Annotated in this window: 14 protein-coding genes, 2 pseudogenes and 1 riboswitch; of the genes and pseudogenes, 5 read left to right on the forward strand and 11 right to left on the reverse strand. The window is 64.2% G+C overall.

All coding sequences use genetic code 11. The features are described from left to right. Positions 1 to 5 precede the first annotated feature (5 nt). Both EH165_RS13530 and EH165_RS13535 read right to left on the reverse strand, forming a co-directional pair. Positions 6 to 377, reverse strand: a complete 372-nt coding sequence (locus tag EH165_RS13530; RefSeq protein ID WP_124799920.1) for a type II toxin-antitoxin system death-on-curing family toxin — start codon at positions 375 to 377, stop codon at positions 6 to 8. Further along, positions 374 to 571 carry a hypothetical protein gene (locus EH165_RS13535; protein ID WP_124800524.1) on the reverse strand — a complete coding sequence of 66 codons (198 nt, stop codon included), beginning with the start codon at positions 569 to 571 and terminating at the stop codon, positions 374 to 376. Before EH165_RS13535 ends, EH165_RS13530 begins: the two co-directional genes overlap by 4 nt. Before the next feature lie 57 nt (positions 572 to 628). On the opposite strand from EH165_RS13535, the gene cbiE reads away from it, so the two are divergent. Together cbiE and EH165_RS13545 are read left to right on the forward strand one after the other, a co-directional pair. Further along, positions 629 to 1,918 (forward strand): precorrin-6y C5,15-methyltransferase (decarboxylating) subunit CbiE, encoded by a 1,290-nt coding sequence (cbiE, locus tag EH165_RS13540; RefSeq protein WP_124799921.1) that lies wholly within the window; start codon positions 629 to 631, stop codon positions 1,916 to 1,918. After that, a complete protein-coding gene (locus EH165_RS13545; RefSeq protein WP_124799922.1) occupies positions 1,915 to 2,667 on the forward strand; it encodes a cobalt-precorrin-4/precorrin-4 C(11)-methyltransferase in 753 nt (250 codons plus the stop codon). Before cbiE ends, EH165_RS13545 begins: the two co-directional genes overlap by 4 nt. Here EH165_RS13545 and EH165_RS13550 read toward each other — a convergent pair. Genes EH165_RS13550 through cobG form a run of 3 tightly spaced genes read right to left on the reverse strand, consistent with a single transcriptional unit; the run spans position 2,664 to position 6,126 of the window. Continuing rightward, positions 2,664 to 4,166 (reverse strand): precorrin-2 C(20)-methyltransferase, encoded by a 1,503-nt coding sequence (locus EH165_RS13550; protein ID WP_124799923.1) that lies wholly within the window; start codon positions 4,164 to 4,166, stop codon positions 2,664 to 2,666. The genes EH165_RS13545 and EH165_RS13550 overlap by 4 nt on opposite strands. Continuing rightward, the gene (locus EH165_RS13555; RefSeq protein WP_124799924.1) at positions 4,163 to 4,813 is read right to left on the reverse strand and encodes a precorrin-8X methylmutase; all 651 of its coding nucleotides are present in this window, start codon (positions 4,811 to 4,813) and stop codon (positions 4,163 to 4,165) included. The genes EH165_RS13550 and EH165_RS13555 overlap by 4 nt, the downstream gene beginning before the upstream one ends. After that, on the reverse strand, positions 4,810 to 6,126 hold the full coding sequence (gene cobG / locus EH165_RS13560) for a precorrin-3B synthase (RefSeq protein WP_206425969.1): 1,317 nt from the start codon (positions 6,124 to 6,126) through the stop codon (positions 4,810 to 4,812). The genes EH165_RS13555 and cobG overlap by 4 nt, the downstream gene beginning before the upstream one ends. Positions 6,127 to 6,218: 92 nt before the next feature. Continuing rightward, positions 6,219 to 6,351, forward strand: a riboswitch (cobalamin riboswitch). Positions 6,352 to 6,385: 34 nt separating this feature from the next. On the opposite strand from cobG, the gene cobN reads away from it, so the two are divergent. Further along, positions 6,386 to 10,030: a cobaltochelatase subunit CobN gene (gene cobN / locus EH165_RS13565; RefSeq protein WP_124799925.1), complete on the forward strand. Its 3,645-nt coding sequence runs from the start codon at positions 6,386 to 6,388 to the stop codon at positions 10,028 to 10,030. Between the two features lie 263 nt (positions 10,031 to 10,293). Here the strand turns inward: cobN and cobF are convergent, their stop codons facing one another. The 6 genes and pseudogenes from cobF to EH165_RS13595 form a co-directional block, all read right to left on the reverse strand. After that, entirely contained in the window at positions 10,294 to 11,022 is a 729-nt protein-coding gene (gene cobF / locus EH165_RS13570) for a precorrin-6A synthase (deacetylating) (protein WP_124799926.1), read from the reverse strand. Continuing rightward, on the reverse strand, positions 11,019 to 12,458 hold the full coding sequence (locus EH165_RS13575; protein WP_124799927.1) for a cobyric acid synthase: 1,440 nt from the start codon (positions 12,456 to 12,458) through the stop codon (positions 11,019 to 11,021). Before EH165_RS13575 ends, cobF begins: the two co-directional genes overlap by 4 nt. Beyond that, positions 12,455 to 12,940, reverse strand: coding sequence for a type III secretion system chaperone family protein (locus EH165_RS13580; protein ID WP_124799928.1), 486 nt, complete (start codon positions 12,938 to 12,940; stop codon positions 12,455 to 12,457). The genes EH165_RS13575 and EH165_RS13580 overlap by 4 nt, the downstream gene beginning before the upstream one ends. Beyond that, positions 12,937 to 14,255, reverse strand: a pseudogene (gene mshA / locus EH165_RS13585) (D-inositol-3-phosphate glycosyltransferase). Before mshA ends, EH165_RS13580 begins: the two are co-directional and overlap by 4 nt. 70 nt (positions 14,256 to 14,325) lie before the next feature. Continuing rightward, positions 14,326 to 15,660: a L,D-transpeptidase gene (locus tag EH165_RS13590; RefSeq protein WP_164479242.1), complete on the reverse strand. Its 1,335-nt coding sequence runs from the start codon at positions 15,658 to 15,660 to the stop codon at positions 14,326 to 14,328. 100 nt (positions 15,661 to 15,760) lie between these two features. Further along, positions 15,761 to 16,810, reverse strand: coding sequence for a UDP-N-acetylmuramate dehydrogenase (locus EH165_RS13595; RefSeq protein ID WP_124799930.1), 1,050 nt, complete (start codon positions 16,808 to 16,810; stop codon positions 15,761 to 15,763). A gap of 189 nt (positions 16,811 to 16,999) precedes the next feature. On the opposite strand from EH165_RS13595, the gene EH165_RS13600 reads away from it, so the two are divergent. After that, positions 17,000 to 17,497: a DUF2505 domain-containing protein gene (locus tag EH165_RS13600; RefSeq protein ID WP_124799931.1), complete on the forward strand. Its 498-nt coding sequence runs from the start codon at positions 17,000 to 17,002 to the stop codon at positions 17,495 to 17,497. A gap of 41 nt (positions 17,498 to 17,538) precedes the next feature. Next, positions 17,539 to 18,368 (forward strand): annotated as a pseudogene (locus EH165_RS16920) (class I SAM-dependent methyltransferase). The last annotated feature ends 28 nt before the right edge of the window (positions 18,369 to 18,396 follow it).

An 18,396-nucleotide genomic window follows, 5' to 3' on the forward strand; every position in this document is an offset into this window, starting at 1 on the left:
GGGCTCTATTCCACCCAGTGCGCCAAAATTTCCGCAATCCTGGCGACGTCAGAAAGCTTGCCATCGGCAATCTGCATGATGAACTCGTAAGCGGCATCGTTCGTTGCAGTCACCTTGTAGCCATTGATCCCATAGAAAACGATGACAGCGGCGAGACCCAAGCGTTTATTGCCATCGACCAGTCCATGGTGGGACACCACAGAATGAACCAGCGCTGCGGCCTTCACGTGGATAGACGGATAGGCATCTTGGCCAAACACTGTCGCCGAGGGCCGAGCCGCCGCCGAGTCCAAAAGGCCGAAGTCCCGAACCGCAACTTGCCCGCCGACTACCCGGCGGGCGATCATCAAAAGGTCTTCCAAGCTCAGCAAAATCACTTGCCGAGTCGCTCCAGAGCTTCCGCGAACCGTGGAAGTTCCGAATCCATCACTTGGGCGAGCAGAGTAGCTTTCGAGTGGCGTTCGATGTACTCGCGCAACGCTTCTCGCGCAACCTCTTGCATAGATCGCGATTCCAACGTCGCGCGATCCCGCAGAGCTGTAGTTTCCGCCTCGGTCAGCCGCAATGTCATAGCCATGATCCGACGGTATCACCTCTGATACCAGCAGCAATCGAATAGGGTGGCAGCGTGAGAGCCCCTGACCATCCGCGCACCGTTTCCATTGTGGGGCTGCCCGCCGGCGGCTGGGCGGAGTTGGGCGAGCAGGCACGGTCCCGCATCGCCGCTGCCTCCGTGGTGGTCGGAAGCGCCAGGCAACTCGACCTCGTGCCCACCCATCCCGCGCAGACCCAGCGCGCGTGGCCGTCCCCGTTGCTGCCGGCACTTGCCGCGATACTGACCGAAAACGAGAACAGTGACGTTGTCGTACTGGCCTCCGGTGACCCGTTGGTCTCCGGCATCGGCAGCACCATCATCGCCCTCATCGGCGCGGCACGTGTGCACATCCTGCCCGCAGTTTCCTCCCTCGCTCTCGCTCGTGCCGCTATGGGTTGGGCCAGCGAGACCACGGTCGCCGTCACTCTTGTCGGGCGCGATCCGCACGCAGTGCTACGTGAGCTCGCCCCCGGTCGCAGGGTTATCGTGCTGTCGAGCGATTCGCGCACTCCCCAGCGCGTGGCGGACCTGTTGGTGGGAGCCGGATATGGGACCAGCACCATCACGGTGCTCGGAAACCTAGGAACAACAAAAGCGTTTCGCGCCAGTGCCTGCGCCGAATCGTGGCCGAGCGGCGAAGTCCCGGCACTCAACCTGTTGTGCATCGAATGCCGCCCATCTCCCGAAACCGTTCTGCTGGCTGCCGTTCCCGGCCTGCCCGACGACGCCTTCGAACATGACGGCCAGATCACCAAGCGCGATGTGAGAGCCAGCGCGCTGGCCCGGCTTGCACCGGTTCCCGGCCAGTTGCTCTGGGATGTCGGCGCGGGAGCGGGTTCAGTCGCCGTCGAATGGGCGCGCAGCCACCCCACCTGTCGAGCTATTGCAGTGGAAAAGAACTCGGAACGCGCACAGCGGATCGCCCGCAACGCGAGCATGCTCGGTGTCCCCAGCGTGCAGATCGTCATATCTTCAGCCCCGAGTGGGCTCGCCGATCTCGAAGCGCCTCACGCTGTGTTTGTTGGCGGCGGCGCCACCGCACCCGGCGTGCTCGAGTCTTGCTGGGAAGCGCTACTGCCCGGTGGCCGTTTCGTCGTGCACGGCGTCACGCTTGAGACGGAAGGTGTTCTCTTCCAGTGGTTTACGCGCCTCGGCGGCGAACTCATCCAGCTCGCTGTCAGCCGGGCCGAGGCCATCGGAACCTTCACCGGATTCACCCCGGCCCGTCCGATCACCCAGTGGTCCATCACCAAGCGGTCAACCAGCCAACATTCGGCCACTCCGAAGCAGGCCAACGAGCAGAACGTCCAGGGAGACTTATGACGGTCCACTTCGTCGGCGCTGGCCCCGGCGCAGCCGACCTCCTCACCCTTCGCGCGGCCAGTATTCTCGGGGCTTCGCCGGTGTGCCTGTACGCCGGGACGTACATCGGCGCCGCGGTTTTGCAGCACTGTCCTGTTGGCGCACAGCTCATCGACACCCAGCACTTGGATCTTGACGCCATTATCTCTCACCTGGTGGAGGCCGACCGCGCCGGCCACGACGTGGCCCGACTCTGTTCGGGTGACCCTTCTCTGTATTCGGCGCTCGCAGAGCAGACCCGGCGCCTCGACGACGCCGGTGTGCCATGGGATGTCACCCCGGGCGTGCCTGCCTACGCGGCGGCAGCGGCCATCCTCGGCCGGGAACTGACAGTCCCCGAACTTGCGCAGACTGTCATCTTGACCAGGGCGCAAGCACGGTCGACGGCCATGCCCACATCGGAGCGCCTCTCGGAGGTCGCGAAGATCGGCGGTACCCTAGCCCTGCACCTGGCGATCACTCGCACCCGGGCGGTGATGGCGGAACTACTTCCCGAATATGGACCAGATTGCCCAGTGGCAGTAGTCGCTGATGCATCGACCGACCGCGAGATAGTCTTGCAAGGAACGGTTTCCAGCATTGCCGACCAGGTTGAGGCAGCGGGGCTGAAGCAGGCGGCGGTGATTCTGGTGGGACCAGCTCTGGCCCGGCCGGGCAGCGCCGAGTCACACCTGTACAGCAAGCGTCCGCGTAGCGGGTCGCCGGGCTAGTCGACGTACCGGGGGGTCCACACCCCCTGAGGCGTCACCGAAGTGCCCGACGACCCGATGATCAGCAGACACTTCATGTCTACCAATGACGCGTCTAGCTCGCCCAGCGTGGTCACCGTCACCGACTCCTCGGCGCGGCCCACATCGCGGCCAATAATCACTACGGTCTCGGCAGACCTGCTGCGCAGCAGTACTTCCCGAGCCTTGGCCACCTGATCCACCCGGGTCTTCGACGCGGGGTTGTAGATAGCAAGGGCCAAATCGCTCGACGCGACGGCAGCCAACCGGGTCTCGATCACCGACCACGGCTTGAGTTTGTCCGACAGCGACATCACCGCGTAGTCCCCGCCCAAAGGTGCACCCGCTCGGGCCGCAACCGCCTGCGCAGCAGTCACTCCCGGCAAAACCCTCACTGTGACGCCCGCGTACCGCTCATCCCTGGCAGCTTCCAATACAGCCGAAGCCATGCCGAACACCCCGGCGTCACCACCGGAAACAACGGCCACCCGTTGGCCCATCGCGGCGAGGTCGAGCGCCTCTTGGGCCCGGTCCAGCTCCACGGTGTTGCCCGACGCGTGGCGCGTCAGGCCATCGCGTTGCGGTACTCGATTCACATACGGTGCGTACCCGAACACGTGGTCGACTTCCGAAAGAGCCTGCGTTACTTCGGGTGTGACCCAGCAATCCGGTCCCGGACCGAGGCCGATGACGAGCAACTCGTGTGGCTCCGCCAAGGATCGGCTCAGATCCACTGGAACCGTTTCGTCCGCGATGCGGCGATCCTGGCCCGGTACCAACACGATCGAAAAGTACGGAACCTGCGTGGGGTCCACTTCGGAGACGGGGAGCATCCGCTGTCCCGCCGACGATGCCCGCTCGACATACACGGCGCGCGCGAGCTGACCTGACTGCGCCAATGCCTCTCGTACAGCGGGAAAAGTGCGTCCCAGCTTCATGATTGCCGCGCCTTGGGTGTCTGCCAACCGACGGGCAAGCTCCGGCGCTGGCAAAGTCCCGGGCAGGATCGTGAGCACGTCCTCGTGCCGCACCAACGGCAACGCGGCAGCCGCCGATGCGGCCGACACGGACGTCACCCCTGGGACCACTTCGGTGACGAACTCACCGGCCAACCTGTCGTGCAGGTACATGTACGAGCCGTAAAACAGCGGGTCGCCCTCGCAGAGCACCACGACCGTCCTGCCGACCCGAAGGTGCACGGCAAGTCGGGCCGCGGACTCGTCATAAAATTCGCCCATCGCGCCGTAATAGCCGCCCGGGTGGTTCGTTCCGCCGACCGTCACCGGGTAGATCAGTGGCTCTTCGATCACATTGGCGGGCAGGAGGTCTGCAGCAATAGACCTGGCAATGGACCTGCCGTGGGTTCCCGAGTGGTAGGCCACCACGTCGGCGGCGGCCACCAGCCTCGCCGCTTTCACGGTGATCAATTCGGGGTCGCCAGGGCCGAGACCGACGCCGAACAGCAAGCCGGGAGTAATCATTCCTCCTCCTGCGCAAGAGCATTGACAGCCGAAGCGGCCATGGCGCTGCCACCGCGTCGGCCGTGGACCACCAAGTACGGGATTTGCGCCGGGTGGTCTGCGAGCGCCTGCTTGGATTCCGCGGCGCCAATAAAGCCCACCGGCACACCGATGATCGCCGCGGGCCGCGGGCCACCGTCGTCGATCACTTCCAGTAGGTGAAACAACGCTGTCGGGGCATTACCGATGGCCACCACCGCGCCTTCCAGCAGGCCGTCCCACAGCGACACCGCGGCCGCAGACCTCGTGGTGCGCCACGCCTTTGCCAGCTCTGGAACCCGGAGATCCCGCAGCAGGCAATGCACCTGGCTTCCGCCGTGCAGCCGCGCAAGGGTGATCCCCGCAGCCACCATGTTCGCATCGGTCAGGATCGGGGCACCGCTGTGCAGGGCGGCCCTGGCTGCGGGGACCAGTTCGGGATGGATGCGCAAATCCGCCGTCAGATCTGTTTGTCCGCTCGCGTGCACCATCCGGACGGCGACCTTTTCGGCATTGGCCGGCACAACGGTGAGGTCCGCTTCGGCTCGGATCATGGCGAACGACCGGCGATAGATTTCGTCGCCGTCACCCTCGTAGTTGTAGCGGCGGGGCGGCGGGGAGAGCGTCATGCAGGAAGGTCCGCTTCTGTGATGGCCGCGACCAGATCCGGTCGCACGATGGAGGTCAGGGTTCCGCGGTCGTAGGTGGTGTGGCCGGCGAGTACGGCCAGATGACGACCAGCTGGCGACCCGCAGCGCCGCTCGCAACCGGAGATATGGAGCGGCGACGCGAGTTGGTCCAATTCGGCGGCCAGTTCGGCGGCCAAGAGGTGGGTGTCGGCTGCCGATTTTGCGCAGCCGGGCGAACCAGTGCAAGCGCTGATCCGCGTCCAGATCGAGCCCTCGTCCATCACCAAACCGGCTGCAGTGAGGCTATCGGACGCGGCATCAACGTCGTCGGGGGAGAGGCCTGCCATGACGAAACCCCGCCACGGCGTCAGGATGATGTGGCTCGCGCCCGCGGCGGTGATCGCTTCGACGTGGCGTGCGGTCAGGACGCCCAGTGGTACGTGGACGCTCAGGGCGACGGTCGCGTCATCGGCGGCGATCCTGCTGGCGGCCCGCGGCACGGATACAGGCACAGCGGATACAGGCACAGCGGTAGAAGGCACAGCGTCAGCAGGCCCAGCGGTAGAAGGCACAGCGTCAGCAGGCCCAGCGTCAGCAGGCACAGCGTCAGCAGGCCCAGCGGCTGGATCACCATCTGTCCCCAGCAGCTCCGTCGCCAGCGGGCCCAGCTCCGCAGCGTCCAACTCCCGCAGATGCCACGCTGTCCCGCGAAAGCGCAGGAATTCCAGAGCCAGTTCGATCAGCACCCGCGGCGCGTCCGCCAACGACACCACCGCGCCCAGTTGGTCGCCGATCCGGAGTCGGCAGGACACGGTGTCGAGAGCGCGTATCGCCAGGTCGGACCGCAAATCTAAAACGTCACCACGGCCGTCATCGACGACGAAGAAGAAGCGCCCCGGCAGCGCCGCCAACCTCGGTTCTGCGCACAGGAGGGCATCCAACTGAGCAGCTGTACCGCGAATATCCGCAAGCCCGCCAGCGATTCCGCTCAGCGGGGACAGGCAAATGTTGCGGACCAATTCGTGGCTCGGGCTGCTCAGCAATCCCGCCGCAACGACCGCCTCGCGCAGCGCCGCGTCCACGTCACCACTGGCATCGAGTGTGATCCCCCGCATTTGCAGGTTGGCGCGTGAGGTGAGGGCAATGTTCCCGTCGGCATGTAGTGCGGCCGCCTGCGACAGCACACCCAAGGCCGCCAACGAGAGCCGGCCACCCGGCACACGGAGCCGCACCAACGCGCCGTCCGCTGCCTGAAACGGCCTGAGAACCCCGGGGCAGGCGTCGGCTGCTGACCGCACATGCGGATGGGGCACGGGAGGTTGGGAGACCGGCGGCTGGGGGTTTGGGGGCGTCACTGCAAGCACGCCCCCATGGTTGCACGAAGGCGGCGGCGGCCGATCCAGCTGGCACCCGAAAGACGTAGGCTCAGCGGAGAAAACCGCAGGAAGTGAGGGAACCCGGTGCAATTCCGGGGCGGCCCAAGCCACTGTGACCGGCAATGCCGGGAGTCAGATACCTGACCTGCGGTTCTACCTACGATCCGGGTCTTTGGGCCCCGGCCTGAGGAGCGATATGCCCCGCGTTGCACTGCTCTCGACCTCCGACACCGACCTGCTGTCGGCTCGCGCCAGTGCGGCCGACTACGTACTCGCGAACCCCACCAAGATGGATCACGCCGCGCTGCAAGAGTTTGTCGCCGGATCCGAAGTGGTGATCGTGCGGATCCTCGGGGCGGTCCAGTCGTGGCGCGACAAGCTGGATGCGATCGCGGCAGCCGGGCTGCCGACGATCGTGCTTGGCGGGGAGCAAACCCCCGACGCGCAGTTGATGGCGCTGTCCACGGTTCCCGTCGGCACGGCCGCGCAGGCGCACCTCTATCTCGCCCAAGGCGGGCCGGTGAACCTCGTGCAGCTGCACGCTTTTATCTGCGACACCATGCTGCTGACCGGTGAAGGTTTCGAGCCGCCACTACAGCTCGCCGAGTGGGACGCCCTGCCGCGGCCCGCAGGCGGAACGGGCCCGCGAGTGGGCATCTTGTTCTATCGGGCCCAGTTCACCAGCGGAAATACCGCCTATGTCCACGCGCTGGCCGACGCCGTCGATGCCGCGGGCGGCATCGGGATGCCGATCTACTGCGGTTCACTACGCAGCGCCCCGTCCGGCTTACTTGCGTTGCTCGGCACGTGTGACGCACTGGTGGTGACAGTGCTGGCCGCGGGCGGCACGAAGCCCGCAACCGCGTCAGCAGGCGGGGATGACGAAGCTTGGGACGTGGCAGCCCTGGCGGCGCTTGATATCCCGATTCTGCAGGGATTGTGTCTCACCAGCGATCGCGCCACGTGGGCTGCATCCGACGAGGGCCTGTCGCCGCTGGATGTCGCCACCCAGGTGGCGATCCCCGAGTTCGATGGCCGGATCATCACCGTCCCGTTCTCGTTCAAAGAAGTCGATGAAGACGGGCTACCGCGCTATGTCGCGGACCCCGAAAGATGTGCGCGCGTCGCGGGTATTGCTCTGGGGCACGCGCGACTGCGGCACACCCCGCCCGCCGAACGCCGGATCGCGATCATGCTGTCGGCCTACCCGACCAAGCATTCCCGGATCGGCAACGCGGTCGGCTTGGACACCCCGGTCTCGGCGATCCGGTTGTTGCGCGCGATGGCCGCCGCTGGTTACGACCTCGGCCCGCTCGATGGCCCGGATGCACTCCCCGGCCTGGGAAAGCTGGATCCCATCGAAGGCGAGGAGCCGGACACCACCGCGGGCAACGCGCTGATTCACGCGTTAATCGCCGCCGGCGGGCAAGACGAAGAATGGCTGACCAGCGAACAACTCTCGGGCTCGCCGGTGCGCATCTCCGCCGAGAACTACCGCACCTGGCTCGCCGAGCTACCGGCGGAGCTCACCGACGCGGTGACCGAAACATGGGGCGAAGCGCCGGGGTCACTCTTTTTGGACACTTCTCGCAACGCAGAGGGTGAGATCGTGCTGGCAACGCTGCAGGCTGGCAATGTCGTCATTCTCATTCAGCCGCCGCGTGGTTTCGGCGAGAACCCGGTCGCGATCTACCACGATCCGGATATGCCGCCATCCCACCATTACCTGGCCTGCTACCGCTGGCTCGAAAAGGAATTCGGCGCACACGCGGTGGTGCACCTGGGCAAACACGGTAACATGGAGTGGCTGCCCGGCAAAGCGGTCGGAATGTCGGCCAGCTGCGGTACCGATGCGGCGATTGGCAATATGCCGCTGATCTACCCGTTCCTGGTCAACGACCCGGGCGAGGGTGCGCAGGCCAAAAGGCGTGCACACGCCACCATTGTGGACCACCTGATCCCGCCCATGGCCAGGGCCGAATCCTATGGCGACATCTCCCGTCTGGAACAGCTTCTTGACGAGTACGCCAACGTCGCAGCCATGGACCCGGCCAAGCTGCCTGCCATCCGGGCGCAGATTTGGACGCTGATCCAAGCCGCGAAGCTGGATCACGATCTGGGGATGACCGACTCCGTCGACCGACCCGCAGACGCAGAGTTCGACGAATTCATCCTGCACGTCGACGGCTGGCTCTGCGAGATCAAGGACGGCCAGATCCGCGATGGGCTACATATTCTCGGCCAAGCGCCCGTCGGCGAAGCCCGGGTCAACCTCGTGCTGTCCGTGCTGCGGGCAACTCAGATCTGGGGTGGAGCCCAAGGCGCCGTCCCTGGTCTTCGCGCCGCGCTGGGGCTGAAGGAGAATGCCGAGCTCAAAGCAGTGGATGCCATCGAGACCCAAGCGCGCGCATTGATTCTAGGGCTCGAGGCCGCTGGTTGGGAGCTCGCAGCCATCCCCGGCGTCATCGCCGAAGTGCTGGGGGAAGTCAGCGATCCAGCGGTCGCCCAGGTTCTGGAATTCGCCACCCTCGAGGTGGTGCCGCGCTTGGCGGGCACCGCCAACGAACTGACGGCTGTGCTGCACGCGCTCGACGGCGGGTTCGTCCCCGCCGGCCCGTCCGGTTCTCCGCTCCGCGGGTTGGTCAACGTCCTCCCCACCGGCCGCAACTTCTACACCGTCGACCCCAAGGCAGTGCCGTCGAGAATGGCCTACGAGACGGGGACCGCGATGGCCACCTCCCTCATCGACCGGTACGTCAAAGACAACGGCGAGTACCCGCGCAACGTGGGCCTGTCGGTGTGGGGCACCTCGGCGATGCGCACCTCCGGCGACGACATCGCAGAAGTTCTTGCCCTGCTGGGTGTTTCGCCCGTCTGGGACGAGGCATCGCGCCGGGTGAGCCGCCTGGAAGTGATCGAGTTGGAAGAACTGGCTCGCCCACGCATCGACGTGACAGTCCGCATTTCCGGCTTCTTCCGTGATGCCTTCCCACATGTGGTCAGCATGCTCGATGACGCCGTGCAGATGGTCGCCGGCCTCGACGAGACGGACGAGCAAAACTACGTCAAGGCTCACACCAATGCCGACATGTTGGTGCACGGCGACACCCGACGCGCGACCACCAGAATCTTCGGTTCGCGGCCCGGCGCTTACGGCGCCGGCCTGCTGCCGCTGATCGAGTCCGGAAACTGGCGTGACGACAGGGATCTCGCCGAGGTGTACACCGTCTGGGGCGGGTTCGCCTACGGCCGCGGTCTCGACGGCGTGCCCGCCCGCGAGGATATGGAAGCCAACTACCGGCGGATTGCCGTCGCCGCAAAGAATGTCGACTCCAAGGAACACGACATCGCGGACTCCGACGACTATTTCCAGTATCACGGTGGGATGGTTGCCACCGTTCGGTCGTTGACCGGGTCCGAGCCTGCGGCATATATCGGCGACTCCACCACCCCGGACGCCGTCCGCACCCGGTCCCTCACAGAGGAAACTGCCCGCGTCTTCCGGGCTCGCGTAGTCAACCCCCGCTGGATCGCCGCCATGCGCCGACACGGTTACAAGGGGGCGTTCGAACTTGCCGCCACCGTCGACTACCTCTTCGGGTATGACGCCACGGCTGGCGTTGTTCCCGACTGGATGTACGAAACGCTGGCGAAAACGTACACGCTGGATCCGGAGAACCAGGCGTTCCTGCGTCATGCGAACCCCTGGGCGCTACGCGGCATCGTGGAACGGCTGAATGAGGCCGCCGACCGCGGACTGTGGGCCGAACCCGACCCGGCAATTATGTCGGCGATGGCGCAGGTATACCTCGACGTCGAAGGCGACCTCGAGGACGCCTAGGTCCCGTCAACTCCGCTGGCAGCCGGGTTGGCGTTCCCGAACCCATACACATCTGTCGACCTAGAGATCGAGAAAATCCCGAAGCCGCACCCGCACGGATTCAAGACACCCCGGTGCGACTTGTCCCGCGATTGCCGTAATGGGAAGGACAATGACCAGCGCCCCCGCGGGCAGCCTGAATCTTTAACTGGTCTCGAAGTGCTTTACTCACCTTAATCGTCGTTGTCGTACTTCAGGTATGACAACCGCGTCAAGGAGGCCGTTCACCGCCGGCGGATTAGGTAGGTGTCCATGATCCAGCCCTTGCGTTGCTTCAGTTCTGCCCGCAGGATCGCGAGCTCCGCACCTACCTCGGCGAGCGATCCGGAGAGCAAAGCCTCGTCCGCCGTGCCAAGGTAGGCACCCCAATAGATATCGAGTCCCGACTCGGCGATCTGCAGACACGTCAGATGTGAATCGAGCATGACGACCACGTCATTGAGCTCAGGACCCCACTCTGCGAGAAGCCGGCGGCCGGTGGTGATGTGCACCGATTCCCCGATGCGATGCAGCACGATCCGGTGCGCGGCCGTCAATGCCGCAACACTGGTAACGCCTGGTATCACGGTGATCTCGACCGGGAGGCGGTCCAAAATCCGCAGGGTGCTGTCGTAGAGAGCTGGGTCGCCCCACACCAGGAAGGCGCCAACCTCACCCGGCGCCAGCTGCGCCAGAGCGGTCTCATAGACCGCCGCGCGCGCGTCGTGCCAAGTAAGCACGGCGGCCGCGTAGTCAGCCGGCTGCCGATCCCGGGGCACTTCCGGGATGTCCACCACCCGGTGGCGTCCCGCATACAGCCTGATCATTTCCGACCGCACTGCCACGAGATCCGCTGTGGCATCGCCCTTGTCGAGCACGAAGAAGACGTCGACACTGGCCAGCGCGCGCGTTGCTTGGACCGTGAGCTGATCGACCCCACCAGGCCCGATCCCGATCACGAAGATCTGGTTCATGCCCCTACCGCGGCGAGAAGGGCCGCGGTGTCGAGGTTTTCCTCTACCGCGTCTGCGAGCGTATCGATCATTGCCTCCCGCGCAGCCGCGAAGCCCGGTCCGTCTGAGGCAACGAACGACGGCGCAACCTCGAGAAGCCACGCACGCCGGAACTTATCGTTTTCAAAGACGCCGTGCCACGTGGTGCCCCATACCGAGCCGAACCTGCACCCATCGAGGAACGCTTCGCCGGAGTTCACGGTAGCCACCCCGTGGTGAATCTCGTAGGCCTGCACCGGATGCCCTCGCCATTCGCCGGTGGGCCGACCCAACACCTTCTCCTCGTGGAAGACCACTGCCGTTGGTAGGAGCGCCAAACCGGAAACCCGCCCGACCTTGGATTCGATCGGATCCTCAATCGATCCGGCCATCATTTGGTAGCCGCCACAGATACCCAGAATCGGGACGCCCTCCGCTGCGGCCTTTTCGATCACCTCGGCTAAACCCCGCTCCTTCAACCACATCAGGTCCGACACGGTCGCCCTGCTTCCCGGGAGCACGATAATCTCGGCGCTAGCCAGCACCAGCGGATCAGTGGTCATGATCAGTTCGACGCCGGGCTCGCTTGCCAGTGCGTCCAAGTCGGTGACGTTGGACAGCCTTGGTAGTTGTACTGCAACTATCCGAACCCTGGGAGCCGTTGTGGCAACCGGGGTTGCGTCCCGCCACCGTCCCACCTGCAGAGTGTCTTCGCCGTCGAGCCAGACGTCGGGAAGCCAGGGCAGCACGCCCCAGAACGGCACCCCCGTCATCTGCGTCAGTTGGTCCAGGCCCGGTTTCAACAGTGTGACATCGCCGCGAAACTTGTTGATAATGAAGGCTTTAATCAAGGCGCGGTCTTGCGCCCCTAAGAGCCCCACCGTCCCGTAAAGCGAAGCGAAAATACCCCCGCGGTCAATGTCGCCGACCACGACCACGGGCAAGGAGAACTGCCGCGCAAGGCCCATGTTGACATAGTCGCCCGCGCGTAAGTTGATCTCTGCCGGCGAACCTGCACCCTCACTGATGATCACGTCGTACTTGGCAGCAAGTTCTTCATAAGCCTCAAAAGCCGCCAGAGCCAGGTGTTTACGACCGGTGGCAAACTCGCCAGCTTCCAAAACTCCATCCGCCCGCCCGCGAACCACCACATGTGAGCGCCGATCGGATCCGGGCTTCAAGAGCACCGGGTTCATCGCCGACTCCGGCTCTGCGTTGGCCGCCTGGGCCTGCAAGTACTGTGCCCGGCCAATCTCTGCCCCGTCTGCGCAGACCATCGAATTATTCGACATGTTCTGTGCCTTGAACGGCGCCACCAGGATTTTCTGACGACTCAAGAACCGGCAGATCCCCGTAGTAACAAGGGATTTGCCCGCATCCGATGACGTGCCCGCGACAAGCAGCCCGCGATACTTCATGGCGCCATCAAATGCTTGAAGGCCTTTAAATTCGCCAGCGATTCGCCGCGGTCGGTGCGCCACGCCCATTCGCGACGGATCGAGGACGCAAAGCCCCGTTCCAGGATGGGGTTGAAATCCGCGTCGGATGTCTGAAGAACCACGCCAAGCACGGTGTCGATCTCTTCTGGCGTTACCGAATCCAAGCCGATCCGGCCGACGAGGTGAATATCGCCCACCGCATCGAGGCAATACGCAACCGAACGCAGTTTGCTGTTGCGCTGCAACAGGAACTTGTATACACCCGCGAAATTCTCATCCGGCTTTCGGCACACAAAGGACTCAATCAACAGCTCGTGGTCGCCGATCAGCAGCCACACCAGTGTGCGATAACGACGCTCCCCCGGCAGGGTCAGCAAGAACGCCCCGTCCTCTGGCTCCGTGTAGTCAACACCCGCAGACGTGAGCGCAGACGTGATGAGTTCTGAGACCTCTGCACTCATCGTTGGTCCGCCCTCGCCCGTCGAGGAACTTGCTGCGGCATGGATGTGGAAAGGCCAGAGTTCGCAGAGCGCATCGCCGAGCGATAGCTCGCCATCAAAGAGTCCACCGTTGCCTCCCAAGAGAATTGACCCGCATGCGGGGAAGCGCCAGCAGCAAGTCGCGCCTGTCGCGCGGGGTCGAGAACCACCGATGCGAGAGCGTCTGCCCACGCCTGGATTTGGTGCCCCTTGACCAACACACCTGAAACGTCATCTGCCACAGCAACAGTGAGTCCACCCACCGCGGCGGCAACAACGGGAGTGCCGCTGGCTTGGGCCTCCAGCGCCACCAGCCCAAAGGACTCGTTGTAGCTCGGCACCGCCACCACATCGGCGGCGCGGTAGAGCTGCACCAGGTCGACTGGCGGCATCGGATCGAGGAAGGTGACCTGAGCGGCGATCCCCAAAGACTGGGCAAGCCCCGTCAAGGCGTGCGGCGCCGCCCGCCCAGTACCGGAGACCCCGCCCACAATGACGATCCGCCACTGCCGATCCGGGTATCTAGCCGCGAGCACCGCTGCAGCCTTGACCAACACATCCGGCGCCTTCAATGGCTGAATACGACCCACGAAGGCGATGACGATTTCGTTCTCGCCGAGCCCAAACCGGCGCCGGGCAATCCCCCGATCGCCGGGAACGAACACATCTGTGTCGACCCCCGGGAACACCACATCGATTCGCGCCGGGTCCGCCCCATACAGATCACGGAGGTCAGCCGCTTCGGCGTGGGTATTCGCGATCAGTCGATCAGCCTCAACAACCACCTGATCCTCACCGATCAACCGACCGGCAGGTTCGGGCGAATCGCCGTCGGCCATGGATGCGTTTTTAACCCTTGCGAGGGTGTGCGCCGAATGCACCATCGGCACCCCCCACCGATCTTTAGCCAGGTAGGCGACCTGGCCAGAGAGCCAGTAATGCGAGTGGATCAGGTCGTAATAGCCACGATCCCGACTGGCTTCGGCCCGCATGACCCCGTTGGCAAAGGAGCACAGCTGGCCGGGGAGGTCATTTTTGTCCAGTCCCTCGAAGGGGCCCGCAACTATGTGACGGACCAGCACTCCGGGCACCAGTTCCATCACCGGCGGAAGGTCCGATGACGTTGCTCGGGTAAAGATCTCCACTTCGATCCCACGGGCAGCCAACCTGCGCGCCGTCTGGTCTACGTAGACGTTCATCCCCCTGCGTCACCGGCGCCAGCCTGCGCCAGTGGGGACGTATGCAAGGAAATGGCGGCAACTCTACGAACTGGGTCGAAGCCGTTGGTTGACGTCATTTCCGCAGGTGTGCGCGGTCTCGGACGCCAACGGTTCTCACCCACAGAACTATACGCGGGCTGCGCAGGGCTACAGGGCTGAGAACTTCTTCCACTGGTCGTAGGTATACGACCAGTCGTAGTTGTAATCCGCTGGGCCAAGGTCGGGGGCACCAGGTGAATTACTCACCGTCACCGGGTCACCGTATAACGCCATGTCGTAGAAAATCTTCGCGTTGGCTGTGCTCATGTTGACGCAGCCGTGGGAAACGTTGGCCACGCCCTGCTGCGGGATGGTGCTGTCGTTCTCATGGATGAACTCGCCATTGTTATTAATGCGGACGGCCCACTTCACCTTCACGCCGCAGTAATTGAACTGCGTGTTGCACATATCGTAGTCCGGGAATTTCTCCTGCACGATGTGGATGCCGTTGCGAGTGGCCCGCCGCACGTCCTCGGTCTTGCCATAAGAAACTGGGAAGTCCTGCACCTGGGCTCCGTCTACCGTGACCTTCATCCTGAAGCTGGACACGTTCGCATCCACCCGAAGATCGCGGCCGATGGTGAAGGTTTGGGAGACATCCTCGCGGCCCCAGGTTCCACCCAGATTCACTCCGTACAGGTTGGCCTTCACCGTTACTGTCGTGTAAGCGGGCCAGAAGTCTTTTGGCCGGAAGTGCACCTGCGACTGCAGCACCCCAGCGGTCTTGATCTCCTCGTCCTGGAGCCAGCCCCAGCTTCCCTCGACATTCAGCGGCGCTCCACTTTTGTCGACCGCTGTCACTGTCAGTGCCCGCTGAGCAGCTGCTCGATCCTTCACTTGGCCGTAAAACTGTATGACAATCGGCGCCGCAACCCCAACGGTCTCTCCCTGGGACGGCGTAATGGCGGCGCGGTTTGTATCTGTCGGCGCGACCGTTGCCATCGTCCCGGTAATGGGAGTCTCAGTGCCGTCGGTGCCCTTGGCTACCCCGACAAAGTTGTAGGTCTGGCCATATTTCATCCCCTGGCTCAAGGTGAACGTAGCGCCGTCGGCCGAGATATCGCCTTTGAGTGCGGAGCCATCCGAACCGGTAACCGTCATACCCGTGATGTCGGCGTTGAACACCGTCACCGTGATCGGGGTGGCCGGCGCCAAGTCCGTGCTGCCGAAGGCGGGCAGGCTAATGATGTTGACCTTCGCCGCTGCAGGCGCCGCTGCCGAGGCAGCGGGTGCGGATGAGACCGCCACCGATTGCGTGGGCGGAACGGTTACTTGCGAGGGAGCGGGGGCTGCGTTTGCACCTGCGGTCTGGAATTCGGTGACGACCACGTCCTGACCTGTGCTGGAACATGCGCCCACGGTGAGGACGGCCGCCACACCCACAGCGATGATCGACAACGATCGACGCACGCCACTTTTCCTAGCAAGGAAACCAACAGCCACCAGTATCTCCACTTCACCGAATTTTTTGGATAATAGCTTTTCGCCCACGGTAGCGGCTCAACGTGTGATCTGCGTGGGATGGTTGAACTGCGCGGATGACTCAGTCGAGCGTCACGCCTACAAAAACCGGTTCTGGAATCAACGTCACACCGAATTTCGCAACAACTCCATCGCGGATATATCTGGCCAGGTTCACCAAATCCCTGGTGGTGCCGCCCCGGTTCACCAACGCCAACGTGTGTTTGGTCGAGACACCGGCGCCGGCGCCGAGGTGGAAGCCTTTGCCGAATCCGGCACGCTCGATCAGCCACGCTGCGGACAGCTTCACCCGGTCGCCGGCGGGAAAGTGCGGATAACTGACATCGGAGCCAAGCGCCCCGCGAATTCGACCATCCGCCTCCCGGGCCTGCTCGGCGGAGAGCAGCGGGTTGGTAAAGAAGGATCCGGCACTGCGGGAATCGGGGTCGCCAGGGTCGAGCACCATACCTTTGCTGCGCCGAAGACCCAAGACACACTCGCGGACAACGGCTGGAGGCACGCTCTCCCCCGGCGCAACCCCGAGCGATTTGGCAAGCTCGGCGTACTTCACCGGTGTCTCCCGGCGGCTCAGCCGCATCTGGATCCTGAGCACCACCGCCCGATCGCTACCGCGCAGCACGCTGGAGCGGTATCCCAACTGCAGCTGATCTGTGTGCAGCAGCTGCACGCCGCGCGTCGCCCGGTCGAAGACCGTGACGTTCTCGAGTACTTCGCTGACCTCCATGCCGTAGGCGCCCACGTTCTGCACGGGGGTGGCGCCGGTAGACCCTGGGATGCCAGAGAGGAATTCGATCCCGGACCAGCCTTCGCCGCAGAACTGCGCGACCAGCTCGTCCCAGTTCACGCCGGCTGCTGCCGTCACCAAGAGGTCATCGCCGTCACGAACAGCGCTCACACCCGTGTTTGCCACTTGGACCACGGGCCCCGCAATACCTTCATCGGCAATTACCAGGTTGGATCCACCGCCCACCACGAGCAGCGGTGCACCCGCAAAATCTGCCTCTGCCACCGCCGCGCAGATCTCGTCATCGGTGGCCGCAACAGTCAACGACGGCGCCGGACCGCCGAGACCGAGGGTGGTCAGCGTCGAGAGGTTGATGGATGCGGGCATTCGGTCACCGTACCGGGATGCGGTGGGCCACCGCCGCGAGTTCCGCAACAAGTCTCGAGTTCCACAACAAGTGGCGCGCGAAGTGGCGAATGGTCGGGCTCGAACACCATTGCCTTCAAGGGCTGCGTGGGAGGAGCCGGATAGTCTTCAACCCAGCACGTTTTTTTAAAACCCACCCAGGAGGCACCAGTGTCCACCCAGATGACCGTCACCCAGCATTACGCAGCCACCCCGGAGAAAGTGTTCGCCCTGTTTGGCAACCCGGTGTTCTTGGCCGCGCGCTTGGCGGCCAGTGGCGGCATCGACCCTGAAATTGTGTCCCAGACTTCCGACAATGAGACCGTTGAACTCGTGACCCGGCAGGGCATTCCGGCCGCAGTGCTGCCGTCCATCATCGGCTCGTTCATCAGCGGTGACCCATCCACCCAGCGCACCGAGAGCTGGAAGGCCAACGACGCGGGCGGCTACGACGCCAATTTTAAGGTCACCATCCAGGGCGCGCCGGCCTCTCTGAAGGGCACCATGTCACTGGCTGCGAGCGGCGAAGGCTCCGTGCTGCACATCGATGCCGAAGCGATCGTTCCCGTGCCAATGTTCGGCCCGAAGATAGAAAAGGTCATCGTCGAGCAGGTGTCGGAACTGCTGGCACGCGAGGAGATGTTCACCCAGGGGCAGCTCGCGCAGTAAGCGGGACAAGAAAAGGGCAGAGCGCGAGGCTTCGGATACCCATGGCCGGCCACGGTGATGTCCGGGTTCGGCGCTACGCCGCTGGCAGGGCGCGCACGCTCGGCGCACCCACGCGCGGCACAACCGCGCCAAACCGGCTGCGGCGCAACGATAACTGGATCGCTTCGTGGCCCGCCGTAGCCGCCGCTCTACAAAAGCCGGATGCGCTTGCCGTGGATCTTGGCTACGGAGCCAGCGCCGTCACGACGGTGGAGTTCGCCGCCCGGCTCAGGCGGAACCACCCTGGCGTTCGAGTGCTGGGTGTAGAAATCGAGCCCGCCAGGGTCGCGGCAGCCCAGCCCTTCGCCGACCCCCGCGCCTGGACTTCGCGCGCGGCGGATTCGAATTGGCGGGCCGCCGCCCACAGCTGGTCCGTGCGATGAATGTGCTGCGCCAGTATGACGAGGAGCCAGCACGGCAAGCATGGGTCGATGTCTGCTCCCGGCTCGCCCCCGGCGGCGTCCTGGTCGAGGGCACTTGCGACGAGATCGGCCGTATCGGCTCGTGGGTGCTGGCCTCCATGCATGGCCCCGAGTCGCTGACACTCTCCTGCTCCCTCAGGCACCTCGACCACCCGCGGACTCTCGCCGAAAGGTTGCCGAAAACCCTGATCCACCAGAACGTTCCGGGTACCGCAATCCATAAATTTGTGCGGGATCTCGGTCTTGCCTGGGATAGCTCGGCGGCGCTGGCGGTTTTTTCGGCCCGTCAACGGTGGATCGCCGCAGTGAAATCGTTGGGCCACGACTGGCCGCTCCTCGGACCCGAGAGCCGCAGCAGGTTCGGCGAACTCACCGTGGCCTGGTCGGCCATCGATCCAGACACCGGCTGAGCCACACTCGGCGTCAGGGCGTCAGGGC

It is taken from the genome of Nakamurella antarctica (genome assembly GCF_003860405.1).
GTDB lineage: Bacteria > Actinomycetota > Actinomycetes > Mycobacteriales > Nakamurellaceae > Nakamurella > Nakamurella antarctica.